The sequence below is a fragment of the Flintibacter sp. HCN-6482 genome (genome assembly GCF_037892565.1).
Taxonomy (GTDB): domain Bacteria; phylum Bacillota; class Clostridia; order Oscillospirales; family Oscillospiraceae; genus Lawsonibacter; species Lawsonibacter aceti.
This window is the reverse complement of the sequence record NZ_JBBKBK010000001.1, coordinates 806,969-828,282: the sequence shown is the minus strand read 5'-3', so window position 1 is coordinate 828,282 and position 21,314 is coordinate 806,969. Positions and strand designations below refer to the sequence as shown.

The 21,314-nt window shown below is 59.2% G+C and carries 22 protein-coding genes and 1 pseudogene; 10 read left to right on the top strand and 13 right to left on the bottom strand.

All coding sequences use genetic code 11. From position 1 onward, the window contains the following. Nucleotides 1-41: 41 nt before the first annotated feature. From WKS99_RS04140 to WKS99_RS04110, 7 genes are all read right to left on the bottom strand, one after another. Nucleotides 42-245: a DUF896 domain-containing protein gene (locus WKS99_RS04140; RefSeq protein WP_147572738.1), complete on the bottom strand. Its 204-nt coding sequence runs from the start codon at nucleotides 243-245 to the stop codon at nucleotides 42-44. 13 nt (nucleotides 246-258) lie between these two features. Beyond that, nucleotides 259-480 (bottom strand): DUF4177 domain-containing protein, encoded by a 222-nt coding sequence (locus WKS99_RS04135; RefSeq protein WP_147572737.1) that lies wholly within the window; start codon nucleotides 478-480, stop codon nucleotides 259-261. Nucleotides 481-504: 24 nt separating this feature from the next. Then, a complete protein-coding gene (locus WKS99_RS04130) occupies nucleotides 505-1,305 on the bottom strand; it encodes a YlmH family RNA-binding protein (protein ID WP_147572735.1) in 801 nt (266 codons plus the stop codon). Nucleotides 1,306-1,415: 110 nt separating this feature from the next. Beyond that, complete coding sequence (gene lexA, locus WKS99_RS04125; RefSeq protein WP_147572734.1) at nucleotides 1,416-2,033, bottom strand: transcriptional repressor LexA; 618 nt, start codon at nucleotides 2,031-2,033, stop codon at nucleotides 1,416-1,418. 158 nt (nucleotides 2,034-2,191) lie between these two features. Next, a complete protein-coding gene (locus WKS99_RS04120; RefSeq protein ID WP_262669397.1) occupies nucleotides 2,192-3,076 on the bottom strand; it encodes a DUF975 family protein in 885 nt (294 codons plus the stop codon). Nucleotides 3,077-3,184: 108 nt separating this feature from the next. Beyond that, entirely contained in the window at nucleotides 3,185-4,780 is a 1,596-nt protein-coding gene (locus tag WKS99_RS04115) for an MBL fold metallo-hydrolase RNA specificity domain-containing protein (RefSeq protein ID WP_147572730.1), read from the bottom strand. 99 nt (nucleotides 4,781-4,879) lie between these two features. After that, nucleotides 4,880-5,653, bottom strand: coding sequence for a Cof-type HAD-IIB family hydrolase (locus tag WKS99_RS04110; protein ID WP_186852306.1), 774 nt, complete (start codon nucleotides 5,651-5,653; stop codon nucleotides 4,880-4,882). A 165-nt stretch (nucleotides 5,654-5,818) separates the two neighbouring features. Between WKS99_RS04110 and WKS99_RS04105 the strand changes: the two genes are divergently transcribed. The 7 genes and pseudogenes from WKS99_RS04105 to WKS99_RS04080 all read left to right on the top strand — a co-directional run bounded on the left by WKS99_RS04105 (nucleotide 5,819) and on the right by WKS99_RS04080 (nucleotide 10,592). Continuing rightward, nucleotides 5,819-6,109 (top strand): YabP/YqfC family sporulation protein, encoded by a 291-nt coding sequence (locus WKS99_RS04105; RefSeq protein WP_147572728.1) that lies wholly within the window; start codon nucleotides 5,819-5,821, stop codon nucleotides 6,107-6,109. Then, nucleotides 6,106-6,363 (top strand): annotated as a pseudogene (gene yabQ, locus WKS99_RS13420) (spore cortex biosynthesis protein YabQ); the annotation flags it as partial. The gene WKS99_RS04105 and the pseudogene yabQ, both read left to right, overlap by 4 nt. A 235-nt stretch (nucleotides 6,364-6,598) precedes the next feature. Continuing rightward, a complete protein-coding gene (locus WKS99_RS04100) occupies nucleotides 6,599-6,874 on the top strand; it encodes an FtsB family cell division protein (protein WP_147572725.1) in 276 nt (91 codons plus the stop codon). Between the two features lie 85 nt (nucleotides 6,875-6,959). Beyond that, nucleotides 6,960-7,403, top strand: coding sequence for a S1 RNA-binding domain-containing protein (locus tag WKS99_RS04095; protein WP_186852305.1), 444 nt, complete (start codon nucleotides 6,960-6,962; stop codon nucleotides 7,401-7,403). Between the two features lie 194 nt (nucleotides 7,404-7,597). After that, complete coding sequence (locus tag WKS99_RS04090) at nucleotides 7,598-8,758, top strand: amidohydrolase (RefSeq protein WP_340405375.1); 1,161 nt, start codon at nucleotides 7,598-7,600, stop codon at nucleotides 8,756-8,758. Nucleotides 8,759-8,915: 157 nt separating this feature from the next. Then, nucleotides 8,916-9,467, top strand: a complete 552-nt coding sequence (gene hpf, locus WKS99_RS04085; protein ID WP_147572720.1) for a ribosome hibernation-promoting factor, HPF/YfiA family — start codon at nucleotides 8,916-8,918, stop codon at nucleotides 9,465-9,467. A 132-nt stretch (nucleotides 9,468-9,599) separates the two neighbouring features. Then, nucleotides 9,600-10,592, top strand: a complete 993-nt coding sequence (locus tag WKS99_RS04080; RefSeq protein WP_340405374.1) for a biotin--[acetyl-CoA-carboxylase] ligase — start codon at nucleotides 9,600-9,602, stop codon at nucleotides 10,590-10,592. A gap of 225 nt (nucleotides 10,593-10,817) precedes the next feature. On the opposite strand, the gene WKS99_RS04075 is transcribed toward WKS99_RS04080, so the two are convergent. Beyond that, nucleotides 10,818-11,792, bottom strand: coding sequence for a LysR family transcriptional regulator (locus WKS99_RS04075; protein WP_186852302.1), 975 nt, complete (start codon nucleotides 11,790-11,792; stop codon nucleotides 10,818-10,820). Between the two features lie 247 nt (nucleotides 11,793-12,039). Here WKS99_RS04075 and WKS99_RS04070 point away from each other — a divergent pair, with 247 nt between their 5' ends. From WKS99_RS04070 to WKS99_RS04060, 3 genes are all read left to right on the top strand, one after another. Further along, nucleotides 12,040-13,254, top strand: a complete 1,215-nt coding sequence (locus tag WKS99_RS04070; protein ID WP_147572714.1) for a dicarboxylate/amino acid:cation symporter — start codon at nucleotides 12,040-12,042, stop codon at nucleotides 13,252-13,254. 109 nt (nucleotides 13,255-13,363) lie between these two features. Beyond that, nucleotides 13,364-14,548, top strand: coding sequence for a pyridoxal phosphate-dependent aminotransferase (locus tag WKS99_RS04065; protein WP_147572712.1), 1,185 nt, complete (start codon nucleotides 13,364-13,366; stop codon nucleotides 14,546-14,548). After that, nucleotides 14,545-15,222 carry an RraA family protein gene (locus WKS99_RS04060; RefSeq protein ID WP_340405373.1) on the top strand — a complete coding sequence of 226 codons (678 nt, stop codon included), beginning with the start codon at nucleotides 14,545-14,547 and terminating at the stop codon, nucleotides 15,220-15,222. The genes WKS99_RS04065 and WKS99_RS04060 overlap by 4 nt, the downstream gene beginning before the upstream one ends. Nucleotides 15,223-15,323: 101 nt before the next feature. On the opposite strand, the gene ftsH is transcribed toward WKS99_RS04060, so the two are convergent. From ftsH to rplI, 5 genes are all read right to left on the bottom strand, one after another. Further along, a complete protein-coding gene (ftsH, locus tag WKS99_RS04055; RefSeq protein WP_240288645.1) occupies nucleotides 15,324-17,177 on the bottom strand; it encodes an ATP-dependent zinc metalloprotease FtsH in 1,854 nt (617 codons plus the stop codon). A 92-nt stretch (nucleotides 17,178-17,269) separates the two neighbouring features. After that, a complete protein-coding gene (hpt, locus tag WKS99_RS04050; protein ID WP_147572708.1) occupies nucleotides 17,270-17,812 on the bottom strand; it encodes a hypoxanthine phosphoribosyltransferase in 543 nt (180 codons plus the stop codon). Nucleotides 17,813-17,834: 22 nt separating this feature from the next. Continuing rightward, entirely contained in the window at nucleotides 17,835-19,235 is a 1,401-nt protein-coding gene (gene tilS / locus WKS99_RS04045; RefSeq protein ID WP_243200940.1) for a tRNA lysidine(34) synthetase TilS, read from the bottom strand. 25 nt (nucleotides 19,236-19,260) lie between these two features. After that, complete coding sequence (gene dnaB, locus WKS99_RS04040; RefSeq protein WP_340405372.1) at nucleotides 19,261-20,613, bottom strand: replicative DNA helicase; 1,353 nt, start codon at nucleotides 20,611-20,613, stop codon at nucleotides 19,261-19,263. Nucleotides 20,614-20,818: 205 nt separating this feature from the next. Then, nucleotides 20,819-21,265 carry a 50S ribosomal protein L9 gene (gene rplI, locus WKS99_RS04035; RefSeq protein ID WP_147572704.1) on the bottom strand — a complete coding sequence of 149 codons (447 nt, stop codon included), beginning with the start codon at nucleotides 21,263-21,265 and terminating at the stop codon, nucleotides 20,819-20,821. Between the last annotated feature and the right edge of the window lie 49 nt (nucleotides 21,266-21,314).

The following is a 21,314-nucleotide window of genomic DNA, read 5'->3' as shown; positions in this document are numbered from 1 at the left end:
CGGGGAGATTGTCAATGAACCCCTGCTCCGGCTAGAGCGGATCACTTCTTCCGCAGCCGGGTCCGGGTGCCGTCAGGATGTTGAATGAGGGTATTGTCCAGATGGGCCATCAGATTGGACTTACAGGCGGCGATATACTCCTGTCGCAGCAGGGCCCGTTCAGCCTCCTCCTCTGGGGTGAGGCCGGCGGGAGACTTGGCCTTCCGGGCCAGCTCATTGATGCGGTCGATCTTCTTCTGCTCCATGCCTTTCCCTCCCTTATTCCTGTTCTATCTCGCGTTCAAATACCAGCTCGATGGTCTCAATATGTCCAGAGGCCCGCTGAACGCTGGGCAGATAGCCCACATAACGCCAGCCGGCGGCGGCCCGGCTTCGAATGACTTCCTGGTGGCCCTCAGTCCGGATGCCGACGCCGCCGAACAGGCTGTACCCTCCGGCGGAGAGGGCCAGAACCTCAAATTCATATTCATAGTGTGCCATAGCTGTGCCCTCCTATCCGGCGGCTTAAATATATCTCTCCAATACCAGCATGGTCCGTCCCTTTTTGGACTGGCCGGGGATCTCCCGGACCACGCACTTGCCCAGTCCGCGGCAGGTGAGAATGTCTCCCACATCCACCAGCTTGTCCCCTTTGAGACACTCCCGGTGGTTGACGGCCGCCTTGCCGGCGGAGATATAGGCCATGGCTTTGGAGCGGGACAGGGAAAAACCGGCGGCAAGCACCGCGTCCAGGCGAGGGGTGGCGACTGTGTCCCGGATGAGCCTTACCTTCGCCTCTCCAGGGGAAAGGGAAGCCAGAGGAATTTCCCGGAGCTTTAACCGCCAACGCCCGGCGGACTCCCACTGGGAGAGGAGAATGGGCAGTACCTCCCGGAGCAGGATCACCTGACAGGTCCTGTCGCCAGGGAGCAAGATGTCCCCCAGCTTTTCCCTCGTCAACCCCAGGCCCATAAGGGAGCCCAGAATATCCCGGTGGCTTAACTCGGAACCGGGAGGGAAGGCGGCCTCCAATGCGGCCAGCGGTCCCTCTGGGTCCAACAGGAGGTCGTTCTCATCCTGCCAGTCGGGGAGGAAGGCGCACAGGGCCCGCTCTGCGCCGGGAAAGCCACCCCAAAAGATATGGCGGGGCTGCCCCCAGGCGTTGAGTAAATCGGTGACAGAGGCCTGTTCACCCGGCGAGAGAAAGGGGGTATGGGCTGGGATGCCCCGGTCCTGAGCCAGTTCCAGCTTGTCCAGCACACGGGCCAGCAGCACCCGCTCCGCCCCGTCACGGGCGCAGCGGTCCAGAAGCTCCTTCTTGGTCACGACCCTTCTCGCCTCCCTCTGTTTGCCTGTTCAGTATACTGGACAGGACCTGGGATTGTCAACGAAAAAAGCCGGCCATGGGGAGCATGACCGGCCGCAGAGGGACAAAATTAGTACCGTCGGACTACCGCCACCACCTTGCCGACTATCTCGGCTTTGGTGCCGTCGATAGGCGGGTAATCAGGGTTTTGGGGAAGAAGCCAGGTGCGGCCGTCTTTTCTATGAAGGGTTTTGACGGTGGCCTCATCCTCAAAAAGGGCCACTACGATCTCACCATTCCGGGCCTCCTGCTGGCGGTGGACCACCACCAGGTCACCGGGCAGAATCCCGGCGTTCAGCATGGACTCGCCCCGGACCGTGAGGGCGAAGTGCTCCCCGGACAGACCGGCAGTGTCGAAGGTGAGGTAGTCCTCAATACACTCTTGGGCCAGGATAGGGGTGCCGGCGGCTACATTGCCAAGGATGGGTATTTGGTTGGCGTGGGGGTCCTCCTCCTCTGCCACCGGGCCCATGGATGCCCCCGGCAGGGAGATGGCGCGGGTCTTGCCCTCTGCCTTGACGATGACACCGGCCTCCTCCAGCCCCTTCATGTGGAAGTGGACGGTGGAGGGGGATTTCAGTCCCACCGCCGCGCCAATCTCCCGGACCGAAGGGGGATAGCCGTGCTGATTGGTAAAGGAGAGGATATAGTCATAGATCTGCTGCTGCTTGGCGGTCAGTTTGGCCATGGCAAGGGCTCCTTTCGGCAGACGGACAGAAAATTACACACTAAAATTTAGATGTATTTTATCATACATTTGTACGAATGTCAAACGAATGTTCCAAAACTAAGGAAGCCTCTAAAAAACGCCAGGACCTAGAGGTCCTGGCGGGTAGCTTTGGATGTTCAGAGAGGGGGCATCTCCACAGAACCCTCCCGCTGGAGGCGCAGCCGGGCGTCGTAGAAGCCGGCCATGGTCACGGAGCGATAGGGATAGAGCCACAGCTTTACCGGGATGGAGGCCAGCAGGAGAAGAAGGGCGGAGCGGGGATAGGAGAGGATAATCTGATAGACCATGTAGGCATCCCCGTAGTGCTCCAGGGAAAGAGACTGGAAGAAACCGCCCTGGACCAGAACCAGAAGTAGTGCCAGTGAGTAGAGAAGCAGGTCAAGCAGTTCCCAGCCGATGAAGGAAAAGGCCAGCTTGAACATCTCCCACTTCCAGCCCCGCGTCAGCTCCACACTGCGGCGGACCGCGGCGAAGGCCCCGTAGTCAGGGTGGTCGGCCAGCAAATAGTAGGCCAGGGCGTAGCGCAGAGAGACCCAATAAGAGAAAATCATGATGCCGGCAATTAGAACGGGGATCACAAGGAAGGAGAGGCCTGGGGAGAGAAGAACCGGAATTAGGACCAGCCAGACGACGGGGATGCACAGCAGGGACCAGGCCAGCGTGTGGAGAAAGATCAGAATGGAGGTCATGATAACCAGCAGGGCCACGGAGAAGCCATCGGCTAGGGCGCCCAGTCCGGGAGACAGCTTCCGGGAGGTCCACATGGACCATAGCGTAAAGCCAAAGCCAACTACCGTGGAGTACAGGGAGAGGAGGATGGAAAGGAACAAAGCCGGCAGACTGATGTTTCCTGTGTCCGGGGCCGGAACAAGCAGGCCGGCCAGTGTGGAAACACCAGTGGTCATCAGCAGATATACCAAGGTGACCACCCAGAAGGAAGGACGGGAGCCCCGAATGGCCTCCCTAGCCTGCCTTTTCAGTTCTCTGCGGTCGATCTCCATAAAAACTCTCCGTTCTTACTGTCATAGTTGGGGAAGGGCGCCGCTGCCAGCAGGAGCGAACCTTCGCTCCGGTCCATCCGCGCTGCTCGCGGCGGCTCAAACGCCTCTCTATTCCCACTTGTCCATGATTTGCCGAAGCTGATCGGCCAGCTTGGACAGATCCTTGTTGGAACGGCCCCGGCTGCGGCTGATAAGGTCGGCCAAGTCCTTGGACACATCTTGTAGCCGCAGGAAGGCGGCGGAGGGAGCGGAGGCGCCGCCTGTGGTCCGCTTGCTCTCCAGAACAACGCCCTTTGCCAGCATACGATTTCCCAGCAGATCATAGACCTCCTCATAGAGAGGCGCGTGGGCGGGGATGCCCCGCTCATTCAAATCATTTGCAAAGAGGTCTGTGATCTCACTATCCCCGTGTACCACGAACACTTGGTCCGGCTTGGGGGAGAAATGGCCGATCCAGTCCAGCAGGTGATCCCGGTCGGCGTGAGAGGACAGGCCGGGGAAATTCAGGATCCGGGCCCGGACGGCGATCTCCTCACCAAAAAGCTTTACACTTTTGGCCCCCTCCAGCAGACGGCGGCCCAGAGTGCCCTCCCCCTGATAGCCCACAAAGACCACAGCGCATTCGGGGCGCCATAGGTTGTGCTTCAGGTGGTGGCGGATGCGGCCGGCATCGCACATACCGGAGGCGGAGATGATGATTTTAGAGCTCTTGTCCATATTGAGAGCCTTGGATTCCTCGGTAGACTGGGTCAGGGTCAGGCCGGGGAAAGTGAACAGGTTGTCGCCACCCTGCAGGACGGCAATTGCCTCCTCGTCCAGGTAGCCGTGAAGATCGCCAGCGTAGATCTTGGTGGCCTCAGCGGCCAGGGGAGAGTCCACGCAGACGGTAAAGTTGGGGACCGATTTGACCATCCCCTCATTTTTGATCTCTCGGAGGAAGTAGAGCAGCTCCTGGGTACGGCCTACGGCAAAGGAGGGGATAACAATGTTGCCACCTTTGGAAAACACGTCGTCAATGAGGGCGGCCAGGGCCTCGGTATAGCTCTCTGGGGGCTGGTGGTTCCGGTCGCCGTAGGTGGACTCCATGATGACATAATCCGCCTCTGTCACAAAGGAGGGGTCCCGGATGACAGGCTGGTCTACGTTGCCCAGATCTCCGGAGAAGACCAGCTTCTTGGTGACACCGTTCTCAGTGGCCCAGATCTCCACACAGGAGGAGCCCAGCAGATGGCCGGCGTCGCAGAAGCGGACCTCTACACCCTCGCACAGCTCGAAGATTTGTCCGTACTCCTGGGTATTGAGGAGCTGGAGGGCCTCCTCCGCGTCTGTCAGGGTGTAGAGGGGCTCTACCTCCTCCCGGCCGGCCCGCTTTCCCTTCTGGTTCTGCCACTGGGCATCGCTCTCCTGAATATGAGCGGAGTCTCGGAGCATGATGGACAGCAGCTGGGCGGTGAGCCGGGTGGTATAGATGGGCCCGGAAAAGCCCTCCTTGACCAGCAGCGGAATGCGGCCGGAGTGGTCGATATGGGCGTGGGTGACCAAAACATAGTCGATGTAGCTGGGGGAAAAATCCAGGGCGTTGTCATCGTGCTCGTCCCGGCCCTGCTGGAGACCGCAGTCGATTAGGATCTTCCTGCCGTTGACTTCCAGACAGTGGCAGCTGCCGGTGACCGCGTGGGCCGCGCCAAAAAACGTAAGCTTCATGTAACAGTTCCTCCTTCGGTGCCGATTCTTGTCTTTATTGTACACGGACCAGGGAAGAAAATCCACAGGAAATTGTAAATTATGTGTAAAAGACGGGGGCTACAGCAGACCGAAATGTTCCAGAGCGGACAAAATACCGTCCTCATCCACTGTCCCGGTCACAAAGTCGGCGTGAGAGCGTACGAGAGCGTCGGCGTTGCCCATGGCTACTCCCACATGGGCGTGGCGGAGCATAGGAATGTCGTTTTCCCCATCGCCGAAGGCCATGGTGTCCTCCAGGGAGATGCCGAAGAAGTCCAAAATGGCGTCCATACCCTGGTCCTTGCCGCCGCCTGGGGAAATAATATCCACGAAATCTGGGTGCCAGCGCATGACCTCCAGTCCTGGGAAGGGGTCTCCTAAAGCCTGCTGCTCCTCCCGGGTGAGGAAGGCGGTGGCCTGAAACACCTGTCGCCCTTCCGCCCGCCGGGCGGGAGCGGAGGGGGGGAGGGGGACAGCTAGCTGCTTGGGGAACACCTGAGCCCGCGGCCCCGGGTTTACAAGGTAGCAGTCCTCCTCCTCCAAAAAGATACAGGGGATAGTGGAATGCTCCATCAGCTCCACCAGAGCTTTCACCCGCTCCGGAGCGAAGGGGACGCTTCGAAGCACCCGGTCCTGAGCAAAGCAGTATTGGCCGCTGAGGGTGATGCAGCCATCGAAGGGAAAGAGATCCCGGACCGACTGACTCATGACTTTGTGGCGGCCTGTGGACAGGAATAACCGGATTCCCTTCTCCCGCAGGCGGTGGAGGCCCTCCAAGACAGCGGGAGAAATTGTGTGGGTCTGGAAGCTAACCAGAGTGCCGTCGATATCAAAAAAAATGGCTTTTACCATGATACAATCAAACCTTTTCCAATAGGATTCGCATGAACAAAACCTATTGTACACTAAGAACGGGCAGATTTCCAGACGATCTTTTCTGGAAGGGAGAGCAGCGGCGAAAAACAGGCATAAAAGCCCCCACTTGTCCCATAGGATGGAGCAAAAGGGGGTGAAAACATGGCCTATGAAAATGAGAAGCTTCGGCCGGACACAGGCCACCATGTGATCCTAGAGGACCGGGAGCAGCTAATGATATCGGGGGTGGAGGAGGTGGAAAGCTTTGACGAGAGCGCCATCTTCCTGACAACTGCCCAGGGGGGGCTGGAGATCCAGGGGGAGGGGCTCCACATCGAAAAGCTGTCCTTGGACGGAGGAGATCTGAAGGTCGAGGGGACGGTGAACGCCCTGATCTACGAGAGCGGCGGGCGGGAGCAGGGCGGTCTGCTGGGCCGCCTATTCGGCAGATGACCATCGATACCGTTCAGCAGGGTCAGGCTCTGTGCCAGGCTCTGGCGCTGGGGGCGCTGTTTGGGCTGCTGTACGACCTGTTCCGTATTCTGAGAGTCCGGGTGAAGCTGCCCGTGGTGGGTCCCCTGCTGGATCTGGTGTTCTGGCTGGTGGCCACGGGGACTCTGTTTCTCTGGTCCCAGGGGGCCTGGGGGGGACAGATCCGTTTCTACGGCGCCTTGTTCTGCATGGCGGGGGGAGGGGTATACTTCTGGGTGATCAGCCCCTGGTTTTTGAAGCTGGGCTACTTTATGGCGGATATCGTCACATTCCTTTTGGGAATTTTGACCTTCCCGCTGGCCCTGGGGAGGGCTGTTTTAAAAAAATTCGGAAAACTTGCGAAAAATACCTTTCTTTCCGGCGTGAAATGGTATAGAATAGGACAGAAAACCGAGGAGATGGAGCGCGCGGTCCGCCGACGAGCCGCCAGGGAGAGAGGAGAGGATGTCTATGAAGCTGAAGCGAGCTGGGTTTTTGACCAAAATCGTGGTGCTGGCCCTGCTGATCTATATGGCCACCTCTCTTCTGGACCTGAGGGGCCAGATACAGACAGCCCAAGTCCAGCGGGATACGCTGGCCCGGCAGGTCAGCGACCAGCGGCTGGAAAACCAGGAGCTGGAGGCCGCCATCGAAAACAGCGACGATCCTGAGATGCTGGAGCAGGTGGCCCGGGAAAAGGGCCATGTGAAGCAGGATGAGATCGTCTATATCGATGTGGCCAACTGAGCGATCCAGTCAAACGGGCTCTCCAGCGCCGTAATCTGTGTGTGGCGGCGCGGGGAAATTTACAAGGAGGATATTTCGGTCAGTTATGGAGTTTGGTGTTGGGTCCATCTTGGACGGTAAGGTAACGGGAATTACAAAGTTTGGGGCCTTCGTGTCCCTGCCGGAGGGAAGATCCGGCTTGGTCCATATTTCAGAGATCGCCTATTCCTATGTCAACGAGGTGTCCGACCACCTACAGGAGGGGCAGGAGGTCAAAGTGAAGGTCATCGGCATCGACCAAGCCAACCGGATCAACCTGTCCATCAAGCAGGTGGCTCCGCCCCCCCAGCGTGGCCCCCGTCCCAACGGAGGCGGCCGCCCCAGTCAGGGCGGCGGACGGCCCATGGGCTTTGCCCGGCCCGCCCCCAAGGAACCCAGCGATTTTGAGGACCGGCTCAAGCAGTTCATGCAGTCGTCAGACAGCAAGCTGTCCGAGTTGCGCTATATTGAAAAAAAGGGCGGGAACCGCCGGGGAGGCGGCCGCCGGTAAGCGGGATATGACAGGGCCGCCGCATATGCGGCGGCCCTGATTTTCACAAAAGAAAACGCCCCGTATGGGGCGTTCAGTCCCACGGGAAGAAAGATACCGTGGGGAAGCATATTGGTCGAGCCGTTTTAACTGTAACAAAATATCTCAAAAGAGTCAATGGGAGCCTTTGTCGCTTCCTGTCAGTGGAGGAAAATATGCTTATTATCAATGGGACCGTCCACACCATGGATGGCCTAACCATCCCCAACGGATATGTGGCCGTGTCTGGGGACAAGATTGCCAAGGTGGGGCCTATGGAGGAGTGCCCCGACCACTGGGAGGGAGAGACCCTGGACGCACGCCAGGGCCATATCCTGCCCGGCTTTATTGACGCCCATTGTCATCTGGGGATGTTCGGTGACGCCCTGGGCTTTGAGGCCGACGACGGGAACGAGGCTACCGACCCCTGTACCCCCCACCTCCGGGCCATAGACTCGGTCAATCCGCTGGACCGGTGTTTTGAGGAGGCCCGTCAGGCCGGTGTCACCACCGTACTCACCGGGCCGGGCTCCGCCAACCCCATCTCCGGTCAGTTCGCCGCCATTAAGACCACCGGAAAGTGGGTGGACGCCATGGTGGTCCAGGCACCGGCGGCCATGAAGCTGGCTCTGGGAGAAAATCCAAAATGCGTTTACAACGAGCGGCATGAAACCCCGGTCACCCGTATGGCTACCGCCGCCATCATCCGGGAAAACCTGGCCAAGGCCCTGGAGTATGGAGAGAAGCTGGAACGAGCCGCGGAGGACGAGGAGGAGGACAAGCCCGACTATGACGCCAAGCTGGAGGCCCTGCTGCCCGTGGTCCGAGGGGAGCTGCCCGTCCACATTCACGCCCACCGGGCGGACGACATTGCCACCGCCATCCGTATCTCCAAGGAGTTCGGACTGAAGTGCGTCATCGTCCACGGCACGGAAGCCCATCTGATCCCCGAACTGCTGGTCCAGGAGGGGGTGCCTGTCATTACCGGGCCCTGCCTGGGGGACCGGTCCAAGCCGGAGCTGGCCAATATGACCATCGAATCCCCGGCGGTCCTCGCGCTCCACGGAGTCAAGACGGCCATCTGTACCGACCACCCAGAGGTGCCGGTCCAGCACCTGGCCCTGTGTGCCGCCATGGCGGTGAAAGGTGGCATGAACCCGGAGGCCGCCCTGGCCGCCATCACCATCAACCCCGCTCAGATTGCCGGGATCGATAACCGGGTGGGCTCCCTGACGCCGGGGAAGGACGCGGATATCGTCATCACCTCCGGCCACCCCATCAATCTGTTCAGCCGGGTCCAGACGGTGCTGATCGGCGGACAGCGGATAAAGGGATAGGTCCAGGAAAATTTAGAAAAAATTAACAAAAGCCTATGGATATTTTTCGTGCTTGTGGTATAATAGATTAACGGTGGGAGGGAACTCCCTCTCCGCTGGAGAGGTGAGTCCCTCCCGTCGCTATACCTTGCCTGATAGGGCGAAAGGAGCGAAAGTTATGAAATTTGTGTTCACGGACAAAAAGGTGACCCTGCCCAACTTCATCCACAAGTACGCGGAGAAAAAGGTGGGAAAGCTGGACCGTTTTTTTAAGGAGGATGCCACCGCCTCGATCACGTTCAGTGTGGAGAAGGAGCGGCTGAACAGGGTGGAGATCACCATCCGCTCCAGCGGCACTATTTTCCGGGTATCTGAGAGTACCTCTGATATGCAGGCGTCCATCGACGCCGCGGTAACCACCCTGGAGCGTCAGATTCGGAAGAACAAGACCCGGCTGGAGAAGCGGCTGCGCCAAGGGGCCTTCGAGCGGGCGGTGGATGCGGCGGAGGTCTCCTCCTTCGCCCCAGAGGAGCCGGAGGAGGGCGAGTACCGCATCGTCCGGAGCAAGACCTTCCCTATCAAGCCTATGAGCCGGGACGAGGCTATTTTGCAGATGAATCTGCTGGGGCACAGCTTCTTCGCCTTTAAGGACGAGGAGGCCGGTGGGGCCTTCGCCGTGGTCTACCGCCGGTATGATGGGGACTATGGTATTATTGAAGACGAGCAGTAAGATAGTTGTCCGGGGAGCGGGATTCCGCTCCCCGGTTTTTTATGGCTGATTCTGTTTCCAAGAGGAGAGGCCGGTTGACGACTGGTGTCCTGGGCCGTATAATGAAAGAAAACTTTGTTTGGAGGGCGGGGCATGAGCCGTGAAAAGGTTCTATCCCTGCTGCGGGAGCGGCAGGGAGACTATTTGTCCGGGGAGGCGATGAGCCGGGAGCTGGGCATCAGCCGAGCGGGCGTATGGAAGGCCATTGAGGGCTTGCGGCAGGAGGGGTACACTATCTCCTCCGCCCCAAACCGGGGCTATCGGCTGGAGGCGGGCCCTGACCGACTGCGGGCGGGGGAGTTGTCCGGCCCCCTGTCCGGCTCTCTGGTGGGCGGCAGCCTGCTGTGCCTGGATGTCATCGACTCCACCAACACAGAGTGCAAGCGTCAGGCTATGGCCGGCGCGGCCGAGGGACTGGTAGTGACGGCGGAGGAACAGACCGGAGGCCGGGGCCGCAGGGGCCGCTCTTTCCAGTCGCCCCGGGGGAAGGGGCTGTATCTCTCCGCCTTGCTGCGGCCCCGGCTGGAGCCCGCCCAGGTGGCTAATTTTACCGCCTGGGTGGCGGTGGCAGTGTGCGATGGCATCCAGGCTGCCTGCGGGCTCCGTCCCCAGATCAAGTGGACCAACGACATCATCCTCAACGGGAAAAAGCTGGTGGGGATCCTCACGGAGCTGGGGCTGGTTAGTGAGAGCAACGATTTGGACTATCTGGTTACCGGAATCGGGGTCAATGTGAACCAGAGCGCCGGGGACTTTGACCCGGAGATCCGGGATATGGCCACTTCTTTGGCCCTGACTCTGGGGCGGCCGGTACGCCGGTCGGAGCTGGCGGTTCAGATTATCCGGGCCCTGGACCGAGCCTATGCCGGTTTTCCGCAAAACCAGGGCGAATATTTGGAGAAGTACAGGGCCGACTGCATCACCATTGGCAGGCAGGTCCAGGTCATCACGCCCATCTCCCGGCGAGAGGGATTCGCCGTTGCGGTGGACGACGGCTTTGACCTTCTGGTCCAGTTTCCGGACGGAACAGAGGAGGCATTTTCCTCCGGGGAGGTGTCCGTCCGGGGAATGTATGGATATGTGTGATTAAGCAATAAAGGGCGGAGGACTTTGACAGTCCCCCGCCCTTTATTTTGACGGTGTCCGCCCAATCGGAGAATTCAATACAAAGAAAAGCGGAGTCAAGTTAAAAGTGAATCCTTATCGTTAAGAAATTGCAAAAATGAAGAAGGAGTAGCTGGATAATTCCCACAAAAATAATACTAATTATGTTATATTCCTATAATATGAAATTTATAAGAAAAAGAAAATTTATCCGCTGTCGCGTTCTGAGGGGAAAAAGCGGTCTGACTGAGTAATCATGTAGTCCACAAACAGCTGAATCAGAGCCCGGCTGCCTTCCTGTTTGCGGTAAGTGAGATAGATGTTTCTGGTAGACAGCTCCGGCGGGAGGCGGTAAAAAAAGTGGTTAGAAGAGGGAGCGACCCGGTAGAGGGAAGAATCCCGAATAACGGTGATGCCAGACCCCTCATTAGACAGATAGTAGGCTGTGAGCAACTGGTCCATGTAGTGGATTACTTTGGGAGTAAAACCGGCTGACTCACACAGCTTTTGCAGCAGGTCGTGGCTGTGATTGCCCGGTTTGAGAGAGATAAAAGGTTCGTCCCGAAAGGCGGCCATATCCACAGGGGGGACATGATCATCTAAATGGAGCCGCCGGCGCACCTCGTCAAAGGTGAGCCGGTAGCGCCGAAGCTTTTCGTTGCAGGGCAGCTGGGCCGGGACAGCCAGGACCATATGCTCCTGGGCCACGACTGTGCTCTCCAAAGCACAGTCGTGAATTTCATTTACATCTAAACTAAAGTCCAACTGGCCCCGGGTCAACATCTGCAGGCCCCGGTTACTGCTGGTTTCCACAGGATTGACCTGGACGGCAGGGTGCAGGGATTGGAACTGCTGGATTAGTTCAGGCAGTACATAGGTGCAGTAAAACGTGCCGCTCCCAATCGCCAGGGAGCCGTGCTCTCCCTGGCTTAAATTATCGAAATACTCTGACATCTCCTGCTCGATGGCCTGAAATCGCTTGATGCAGCTGATATAGTATTCCCCAGCCTGAGTGGGGCGGATGGGCTTCTGAGAGCGGTCAAACAGAGTGGCGTGCAGGCTGCGCTCGGTCCGAGCTACGATCGCGCTGAGAGCTGGCTGGGAAATATATAGATTCTTGGCGGCTTGGCTGAAGCTGCCGTCCAAATAGATCTGGTAGATATACTCCATGTTTTTTTCCATTGGGGTCACCTCCACACTAAATATTATAGCATATATAACTTTAAAATTATAGAGCAATAATACAAAAAATATTTGAAATAGAACGAAACTCTCATCTATTATGTGCATAGTGGAACTGCTCTTTCCGTCTCCGCCTCTGGACGGTGGTGTCAGAGAGAGCCGGACCCCAGGCCGGCAAAAGAGCGGAAAATTGAGCGGCGGCTGGTCAGGGGCGAGTACCCATCATATGAAAAAGGAGAAGAGAGAAATGCTAAAAAAAATACCCCTTTGGGTCCAGATCCTGATAGGCATTGCCATAGGCGCTATTATTGGTGTGGCAGTGCCAGATATCGTACCCTACATCAGCTTCCTCGGCGATATCTTCCTGCGTCTGCTGAAGATGCTCATAGCGCCCCTGGTTCTGCTTACCCTGATCAATGGCGTGTGTAAGATGGGCGATGTGGGAATGCTCCGCAAGGTGGGCGTCCGTATCGTGATCTATTACATGATTACCTCTACCCTGGCGTCCGCTGTGGGCGTGATTGGAGGCGTGATCACCCAGCCCGGCAAGGGAGTTACCGACCTGCTGACCTCCGAGGCTGGTGAGGCTGTTGAGTACAACTTCATCGACAACATGGTGTCGTGGATCCCGGAAAATATCTTTACTTCCCTATCCGAGGGCAATACCCTTCAGATCATCTTCTTCGCCATCTTTATGGGCTGCGTCTTACTGGTACTGGGCGACCGGGTGAAGCGCCTGGTGGATCTCGTCGACCAGGGGGCCGAGGCTATGCTGAAGATGACCGAGTATGTCATGGCCTTCTCTCCCATCGGCATCATGGCCCTGATTGCCGACATGGTCACTACGATCAGCGCCAACATGATGAAGCAGGTCATCGTTTTCATCACTACTGACTGGGTGTGCTGCCTGCTGGTCATGTTCCTGATGGAGCCCATTATCGCCGCTGTCCTGGGCCGGGTCAATCCTATGCGCCTGTTCAAGAAGATCGCGCCGGCCATCATCGTAGCCGCCTCTACCTCCTCCAGCGCCGCTACCCTGCCCGTTTCCATGAAGATTGCCGACAGCAAGCTGGGCGTACCGGAGAAGATCTACGGTTTTACCCTTCCTCTGGGCAACACCTGTAATATGAACGGAATGGCTGTGGCTGTGGGCGTCATCAGCGTCTTTGCTTCCAATCTGTACGGCTATGAGATTACCTTGGGAAGCCTGATCCAGTTTGTATTCCTGGGTCTGATTATCTCCATCGGCGCCGCCGGCGTCAAGGGGGCTGGCGTGGTCATGTCTACTGTGCTGCTCCAGACCCTGGGGATGCCCTTGACTCTGATCCCCATCCTGGCCGCCATCTGGCCTGTGATTGATCCCTTCCACACCACTGCCAACAATATTGATGACCTGGTAGGCACTGTGGTGGTGTCCAACTCCCTGGGCGAGCTGGACAAGAAGGTTTTTGACGCCGACTGAGCTCCCGTAAACAACCCAGATGAGTGAACAGGGGCTCCGGCTGTCCAGAGCCGGGGTCCTTGTTGCCTACTGACCGCCCCAATGGGCAGAAAGGAAAAGAAATAGAGCTATGGCACTGCAATTCAACAAGTATATTTTGCAGATGAAGCCCTCCGCCTCCATGGAAACCATGGCAAAGGCTAAAAAGCTGAAGGCCCAGGACCCGGAAATCATCGACCTGGCCGGCGGGGAGCCTGACTTTGACACCCCCAAGAAGATCTGTGACGAGCTGTTCCGCCAGATCAATGCGGGTTTTACCCACTATACCGTAGGTCCCGGCCTGCCGGAGCTGCGCCAGCGCATCGCTGACAAGCTGGAGCGGGAGAACGGCTGCCACTACGACCCCAGCGGCGTGGTAGTCACCCCCGGCGGAAAGTACGCCATCTATATCGCCGTCCGGGCCCTGGTAAACGCCGGGGATGAGGTGATGTACCTGACTCCGGGCTGGGTGTCCTACCCCTCCATCATCCAGGCATCCGGCGGCGTTCCGGTGGAGGTGGACCTTGCCTATGAGGATCGCTACCGCATTACCCTGGAGCTGCTGGAGGAGAAGGTGAGCGCCAAGACCCGGATGCTCATTATCAACTACCCCAACAACCCCACTGGCCGGGTGCTTACCCAGAAAGAGGCCCAGGTGCTGCGCCAATTCATGCTCAATCACCCCGACCTGGTGCTGCTCTCCGACGAGATGTACGAGCGCATCCTCTTTGACGGCCAGGAAAACGTGAGCCCCGCCTCCTTCCCCGACATTGCCGACCGTGTCATCACAGTCAACGGCTTCTCCAAGAGCGTGGCCATGACAGGCTGGCGGATCGGCTACCTGGCCGCTGACCCCAAGATCGCCTCTATGGCGGCGATGCTCTTCTCCCACACCATCAGCTGCACCAGCGGGTTTATCCAGAAGGCTGCCGCCGTGGCCTTTGACTGCGGCGAGGAGATCGAGGAAATGCGCCGCCGCTATCAGCAGCGCCGCGACCTCTTCGTCAACGGGCTGAACCAGATCCCTGGCGTCCACTGTGAGATGCCAGAGGGGGCCTTCTACGCCTGGACTAATTTTGAGATCCCCGGTATGGACTCCAATCAGGTGTGCGAGTTTATTATGGAAAAGGCCAAGGTAGTAGGTGTGCCCGGCGTGTCCTATGGGGACAAGACGGGCAGCCGCATCCGCTTCTCCTTCGCGGCGGCGGACGACCAGCTGGCCCAGGCAGTGAAAAACATCGCCGCGGCGATGGCACAGATAGGAGAGAAAGTATGAGCAACATTGGCTGTAAAGTAGTGACGGATTTTGTCCGCCCTGATCCGAAGCTGGTAGAGGCCTTCCGGGGAATGCCGGTGGCCAACATTGACGACAACATGGGCCGCACTGCCGCTGTCCATCAGAGCATCCGGCCGCTGAACAAGGTTCCCCTGGTAGGGGTTGCCTTTACCATCAAGGTGCCCCAGGGGGATAACCTGATGTTCCACAAGGCCATGGATCTGGCCAAGCCGGGCGACGTCATTGTTATCGACGCTGGCGGCTTTGATGACCGGTCTATCTTTGGCGAACTGATGGCCACCTACTGCAAGGTGCGGGGGGTAGCCGGCCTGGTGGTGGATGGAGCCATCCGGGACCAGGAGGCTCTGTGTGAGATGGATATGCCCATCTACGCCAAAAGCACTACCCCCAACGGCCCCTATAAAAATGGGCCTGGTGAGATCAATGTCCCAGTGGTCATCGGCGGCCGGGTGGTCCGCCCCGGCGACATTCTAGTGGGGGACCAGGACGGCCTGATCGTCATTCCGCCTGAGCAGGCCCAGGAGGTGCTGGAAAAGACCCGCGCCACCATGGAGAAGGAGGCCAAAATCATGGAGGATATTTTGACCAAGGGCACCTACATCCGCCCATGGGTGGATGAGAAGCTGAACGAGATCGGCTGCGACGTGATTTGAGCATAAGAAAGGGAGCGGGCCATGTGGACCCGCTCCCTTTTTGTGAGCGATATTGGTAGAGAAAAGGCCGCCCCGTTCACAGCGCGGGGCGGCCTTCTTTTTCATGCCTGCGCTTCAAAGACTTTAGCGAACTCCTGTCCGTCCATGGTCTCGTGCTCCAGCAGGTACTGGGCAATCGTGTCCAGTTCCTTCCGGCGCCGGGTGAGGATATCCTCGCACCGGGTGTAGGCCCGGTCCACAATGGCTTTGACCTCCTGGTCGATCTGACCGGCCACCTCCTCCGAGTAGGTGCGGGCCTGGGCCATAGAGCGGCCGATAAAGATCTCGTCACTCTCGTTGCCATAGGCGATGGTCCCCAGCTTGTCGCTCATGCCGTACTTGGTGACCATGGCCCGGGCGGTCTGGGAGGCTTTCTGGATGTCGCTGGAGGCGCCGGTGGAGATATCTCCCAGCACCAACTGCTCGGCCACCCGGCCGCCCAGGCAGACGGCGATGCGCTCCTCCAGCTCACGGCGGGACAGATAGGCCTTGTCCTCGCTAGGCAGGGAGATGGTCATGCCGCCGGCGGGACCACGGGGGACGATGGTGATTTGATGGACTGGGTCCTGGCTGTCCAGGTCATGAATGACCACCGCGTGGCCCGCCTCGTGATAGGCGGTGAGCTTCCGGGCGTGCTCCGTGACCACCCGGCTCTTCTTTTCGGGTCCGGCGATGACCTTCAGCATGGCCTCATGGAGGTCGGACATGGTGATGAACCGCTTGTCCTCCCGAGCGGCCAGCAGCGCCGCCTCGTTGAGCAGGTTTTCCAGGTCGGCGCCAGTAAAACCGGCAGTGGACCGGGCAATCTGGTTGAGAGATACGTCCTCTGCCAAGGGTTTCTTCTTGGCGTGGACCTTCAGGATCTCCTCCCTGCCCTTGATATCAGGCAGACCCACATAGATCTGCCGGTCGAACCGGCCGGGGCGGAGGAGGGCGGGGTCCAGGATATCCTGGCGGTTGGTGGCCGCCATGACGATGACCCCCTCGTTAGAGCCAAAGCCGTCCATTTCCACAAGCAGCTGGTTCAAGGTCTGCTCCCGTTCGTCGTGGCCGCCCCCCAGGCCGGCGCCGCGCTGGCGGCCCACAGCGTCGATCTCATCAATAAAGACGATGGCGGGGGCGTCTTTCTTTGCCTGATCGAACAGGTCCCGGACCCGGCTGGCGCCCACACCCACATACAGCTCTACAAAGTCGGAGCCGGAGATGGACAGGAAGTGGACTCCCGCCTCGCCGGCCACAGCTTTGGCAATCAAAGTCTTGCCGGTGCCCGGAGGGCCCACCAGCAGTACGCCCTTGGGGATGCGGGCCCCCAGAGCGGTGAATTTCTGGGGGTCACGGAGGAACTCCACAATCTCCTGGAGTTCCTCCTTCTCCTCCTCGGCCCCGGCCACGTCGTCAAAGGTGACCTTCTTCCCCTGGTCCGACAAAGTCTTGGTCCGGGCATGGCCAAAGCGGGAGGCGCCAGGTGCGCCTCCTCCGCCCCCCATGCTGGCCATCCGCTGACGGTAGAGGACAAACAGCAGAAAGCCCACAGAGAGCAGGACGATGAGGGAGGGCAGCCAGTTGTACCACCAGGAGTTGGCCAGTCCAGGGGGATAGTCATAGCTCTCCAGGATGCCGGCGGCCAGTTGGTCGTCAATGAGCTCACGCATATCCATATAGAAGTAGGTGAGGGCCTGGTCGGACATCTCATAGGTGACCGTGGTGGTCTGGTCACCCTCGCCTCGAAGCGTCAGGCGCAGGGTGTTGTCCTTCAGGGTGAAGGACTGGACCTGCTCCTGGAGGAAGTAGGACCGGATCTGACTGTAGGTAGGGGCCTCCGTCCGGTTCATCTGCTGAAGGCTGGTGACAGCGAAGACCATCAACAGGATGACCAGCAGATAGAGGGTCAGGTCGCGGGAGCTCATTCGTTTCATAATGGGATCATGTCCTTTCCGGCGGCAGAGATCCACAGGGAGGGTCCGCCAAAACACTCCCCTTGGCTGCGCGGAGGTGGGGGAACAGGGGGCTATCCACCATATACCTCCGGTTTCAGAATGCCGATATAAGGCAGATTGCGGTATTTTTCCGCATAATCCAGCCCATAGCCCACCACAAAGGCATCTGGGATGGTGAAACCGGAGTAGTGGACCTCCACAGGCTTTACCCGGCGATCTGGTTTATCCAGCAGGGTGCATAGACGAATGGAGGCGGGATGCCGATGTTCCAATATTTTTAGCAGGTAGCTTAAGGTGTTGCCGCTGTCCAGAATATCCTCCACTACAATGATGTGGCGGCCGGAGATGTCTTCAGACAGGTCCTTGGTAATCTGCACCTGTCCGCTGGAGGAGGTACCCTTGCCGTAGGAGGAAACGGACATGAAGTCCAGGGTGCAGTCCAAATCGATGGCCCGGCATAGGTCAGCCATAAAAATAAAGGAGCCTCGGAGCACACTGATGAGCATGATCTCCTTGCCAGCGTAGTCCCGCTCGATTTCCTGGGCGATCTCGTTGACCCGAGTTTTCAGCTGCTCCTCGCTGAACAAAACTTCCTGGATATCTTTCTCTAGCATAAGGTAATTCTTCCTTTCCAGTTTATTCCTCCGGACGGCGCAGCCGGGTCAGGGAGATGTGCCATGACCTTTCACCCGGCTGGGGAAGGCAGGCGGCATCAGGACCGAGCCCGGCCACGGCGGCTACAACCCCGTTCTGGGCAAAGACCGGCACTTGGTTCCGAAGGTGCCGGGGCACCTTTTCGTCCACAAACCATTTTTTGATGGATTTGCCCGGCCGCCCCAGGAGAGTCAGCCGGTCCCCTGTCTGGCGGGGGCGGACAGTAAGGGAGGACACAGCCTCCTGGCTTAAATAGAACTCCAGGGGACCCTGGGGCTGGCCGATATACCGCTCCGCCCCACAGACCACCTGCCAGTCCCCGACCCGGATCTCGCCGGGAAGGGGCAGATGGATTGGCTCCATCGGCGGAGGGCTGCTCCGACGGGCGAGGACCAGCAATCCATACTCCCTCCGTGCGGTAAGGCCCCAGGGCAGGTCCAGCCGGGCGGAGGGGCGGGGCGAACGGCACAGGTCCAACAGGGCGTGGAGATGGACAGCCCCACAGTCCTGGTCGCCCCCGTTGAGCTGGCCCAACAGGACTCTAATAGTCCGGGCGGCCACGGGATCCGGCAGGTCTAACAGTGTCTGTACAGGGATGGACAGGCAGTCCCCACTCTGTTGGGCCTGACCGGCCTGGTCCCGGGCCAGGGAGGTGAGATAGTCCTCATCCGCCCGAAGAAGGGCGGCGTTGTCCGCCAGCCGAGCGGCAAAATTGGGGAACAGCCCCTCCAGCACAGGCATTATCTGGTGTCGGATTCGGTTGCGGCTATAACTGTCATCCTGGTTGGAGGAGTCCTCCACATGGGGCAGGCCGTAGTAGGCCAGATAGTTTTCCACCTGCCGCCGGGTGGTGGTGAGCAGGGGGCGGATCACGCCGTCCCGTGCCGGTGGGATGCCGCCCAGTCCCCGAAGCCCGGTGCCCCTGGCCAGGTGAAACAGGATGGTCTCCCCGTTGTCGTCGGCGGTGTGGGCGGTAGCGATCAGGGTGGCGCCTGCCTGTTGAGCGGCCCGGTGGAGAAAGGCGTAACGCATCTGACGGGCGGCCTCCTCCGTCCCAATTCCCATTTGTGCGGCCTGGGCAGACACGTCGCCGGAGCCGGAAAACAGGGGGACAGCGGGGAGCTGAGAGCCGTCGGGCAGGCGCTGAGGACCGCAGCAGAGGGCTACGAACTGGGCCACGAAATCGGCGTCCCGGCGGGACTCCTCCCCCCGAAGCTGGTGGTCAAAGTGGGCGGCGGACAGGGTGAAGTCCAGCTCCGCCCGAAGATGATACAGGGCGTGGAGCAGGCAGACGGAGTCGGCCCCGCCGGAGACCGCGCACAGCACATGGCTGCCGGGGGGGATCAGGCCCAGGTGGGCAATGAATTTTTCCATGGACTCCATCAAAGCTGATCCTCCTGGCGGCGGCTCAATATTCTGAGTGCTGCCACTCCATGTCGCTGAAAGTAGTGAACTGGGGCTGCCACTGGAGATAGACGGTGCCCGTCTCCCCGTGGCGGTTCTTGGCGATGATGCACTCGGCCTCATTGGGATTTTCTGAGTCCTTGTTGTAGTAGCCGTCCCGGTAGAGGAACAGTACGATGTCAGCGTCCTGCTCGATGGCGCCCGATTCCCGGAGGTCGGACAGCATGGGCCGCTTGTCGGTGCGGCCCTCGTTGGCGCGGGAGAGCTGGGACAGGCACAGGACGGGCACATTCAGCTCCTTGGCCATGATCTTTAAGGAGCGGGAGATGTCGGACACGATCTGCTGCCGGTTGTCCCCAGAGCGGCTCTTGCCTCCGGCGGACTGCATCAGTTGAAGGTAGTCGATGACCACCAGGCCCAGGTCCTCCACCCGACGGCACTTGGCATTGATATCGGCCACGGTGACAGTGGAGTCGTCGTCAATCAGAATGGTGGACCGGCTGAGGGAGTCAGCGGCGGCTGCCACGCTCTCCCAGTCCTCCTCTGTCAGCTTCCCGGTGACCAGCTTCTTGTTGTCGATAAAGCACTCGCTGGCGATGAGGCGGAGGGCCAGCTGTTCCCGGCTCATTTCAAGGGAGAAGAAGGCCACTTTTTTTCCCGATCTTTTGCCCGCGTCCAGCAGAATATTCAGGGCCATGGAGGTCTTGCCCATGCCGGGCCGGGCGGCCAACAGGATGAGGTCGGATTTGTTCAGGCCGGAGATGGCCCGGTCCAAATCCTTCAAACCGGTGGACAGGCCGGGAACGGCGCTGTCGCTGGCGGCTAACTCGCTTAACCGGTCGTAGACATCGAACAGCACGTCGGAGATGGGGGTGAGCCCACGGGAGGAGCGGCCCTGGCGGATGGCGTAGATACGTTGTTCCGCCGCCTCCAGGATATCCTGCCCGGTGTCAGTGCCCTGGTGGATCATCTCCGTCAGGTCGCCTGCGGTTTCGGCCACCCTGCGGAGCAGCGTCTTATCCTTGATGATATCGATGTACTCTTTGACATTGGCCGCCGTGGGAGTGATGTCGATGAGCTGAAGCAGATAGCTCCGGGACTGGTCGGTATAGTAGCCGTGCTGCTTCATGTTCTCCAGCACCGTCACCGGATCAATGGTGAGGGAGTAGTTGAACATGGAGTAGATGGTCTCGTAAATTTCACGGTTCTGACGGAGGTAGAAGTCGTCGGGCCGCAGCTTGTCGATGACCTCAGGCACGCACTGGGGATCAAACAGGATAGAGCCCAGCACAGCCTGCTCCGCCTCCACCGAGTGGGGCAGCTGCTTCATCAGAAGCTCGTTGTCATCCAGAGCCAAAGGACTCCACCACCTTTCATTGGGACAGTCTATGGGCGGGAGTTGGACATCCCGCCGCGTAAGAGCCAAGGCCCTTGAAAATCTCCTTTTACAGACCTCTGGCCGGCCCTTTCATCGACCGGCGCAGGAAAAATTTTAGATTGACCCTGTCCTCCGACCACTGTCGCGCTGTGGCCACAGCCACAGAGGGGAGGGGAAAAGGGGGTTACGCCTCACTGACTGCCACATTGACCGTGCCGTTGACCTCATAGCCCAGCTTGGCCCGAATCTGATAGCCGCCGCATGCCTTGATGGGCTCGTCCAGAACCAGCTTGGCCTTGGCAATGGTGATGCCATGCTGGTCTGCCAGGGCCTCGGAGACCTCCTTGGCGGTGACGGCGCCGAAGAGCCGTCCGCCCTCGCCGGCCTTGGCGGCGATTTTGACAGTCAGCCCCTCCAGCTTTTTAGCCGTGGCCTCGGCCTCCGCCTTTTCAGCGGCCTCCTGGGCCTTCCTAGCCTTCTCCTGCTGCTTCATGGTGTTCAGATTTTCGGCGGTGGCGATGACCGCCAGCTTTTTGGGGAGCAGAAAATTGCGCGCGTAGCCGTCGGACACATCCACTAGCTGGCCCTTCTTGCCTTGGCCCTTCACGTCCTGCTGAAGAATAACTTTCATACGGTTCATATCCTTTCTGTGAGTCCGCCCCGGTGGGGCGGGAGTGGTT

Coding starts and splice junctions, on each gene's coding strand:
- WKS99_RS04140 (WP_147572738.1), bottom strand. CDS start 245: ATGGAGCAGAAGAAGATCGACCGCATCAATGAGCTGGCCCGGAAGGCC.
- WKS99_RS04135 (WP_147572737.1), bottom strand. CDS start 480: ATGGCACACTATGAATATGAATTTGAGGTTCTGGCCCTCTCCGCCGGA.
- lexA (WP_147572734.1), bottom strand. CDS start 2,033: ATGGCCAAACTGACCGCCAAGCAGCAGCAGATCTATGACTATATCCTC.
- WKS99_RS04120 (WP_262669397.1), bottom strand. CDS start 3,076: ATGGAGATCGACCGCAGAGAACTGAAAAGGCAGGCTAGGGAGGCCATT.
- WKS99_RS04115 (WP_147572730.1), bottom strand. CDS start 4,780: ATGAAGCTTACGTTTTTTGGCGCGGCCCACGCGGTCACCGGCAGCTGC.
- WKS99_RS04110 (WP_186852306.1), bottom strand. CDS start 5,653: ATGGTAAAAGCCATTTTTTTTGATATCGACGGCACTCTGGTTAGCTTC.
- WKS99_RS04105 (WP_147572728.1), top strand. CDS start 5,819: ATGGCCTATGAAAATGAGAAGCTTCGGCCGGACACAGGCCACCATGTG.
- WKS99_RS04100 (WP_147572725.1), top strand. CDS start 6,599: ATGAAGCTGAAGCGAGCTGGGTTTTTGACCAAAATCGTGGTGCTGGCC.
- WKS99_RS04095 (WP_186852305.1), top strand. CDS start 6,960: ATGGAGTTTGGTGTTGGGTCCATCTTGGACGGTAAGGTAACGGGAATT.
- WKS99_RS04090 (WP_340405375.1), top strand. CDS start 7,598: ATGCTTATTATCAATGGGACCGTCCACACCATGGATGGCCTAACCATC.
- hpf (WP_147572720.1), top strand. CDS start 8,916: ATGAAATTTGTGTTCACGGACAAAAAGGTGACCCTGCCCAACTTCATC.
- WKS99_RS04080 (WP_340405374.1), top strand. CDS start 9,600: ATGAGCCGTGAAAAGGTTCTATCCCTGCTGCGGGAGCGGCAGGGAGAC.
- WKS99_RS04075 (WP_186852302.1), bottom strand. CDS start 11,792: ATGGAAAAAAACATGGAGTATATCTACCAGATCTATTTGGACGGCAGC.
- WKS99_RS04070 (WP_147572714.1), top strand. CDS start 12,040: ATGCTAAAAAAAATACCCCTTTGGGTCCAGATCCTGATAGGCATTGCC.
- WKS99_RS04065 (WP_147572712.1), top strand. CDS start 13,364: ATGGCACTGCAATTCAACAAGTATATTTTGCAGATGAAGCCCTCCGCC.
- WKS99_RS04060 (WP_340405373.1), top strand. CDS start 14,545: ATGAGCAACATTGGCTGTAAAGTAGTGACGGATTTTGTCCGCCCTGAT.
- ftsH (WP_240288645.1), bottom strand. CDS start 17,177: ATGAAACGAATGAGCTCCCGCGACCTGACCCTCTATCTGCTGGTCATC.
- hpt (WP_147572708.1), bottom strand. CDS start 17,812: ATGCTAGAGAAAGATATCCAGGAAGTTTTGTTCAGCGAGGAGCAGCTG.
- tilS (WP_243200940.1), bottom strand. CDS start 19,235: ATGGAGTCCATGGAAAAATTCATTGCCCACCTGGGCCTGATCCCCCCC.
- rplI (WP_147572704.1), bottom strand. CDS start 21,265: ATGAAAGTTATTCTTCAGCAGGACGTGAAGGGCCAAGGCAAGAAGGGC.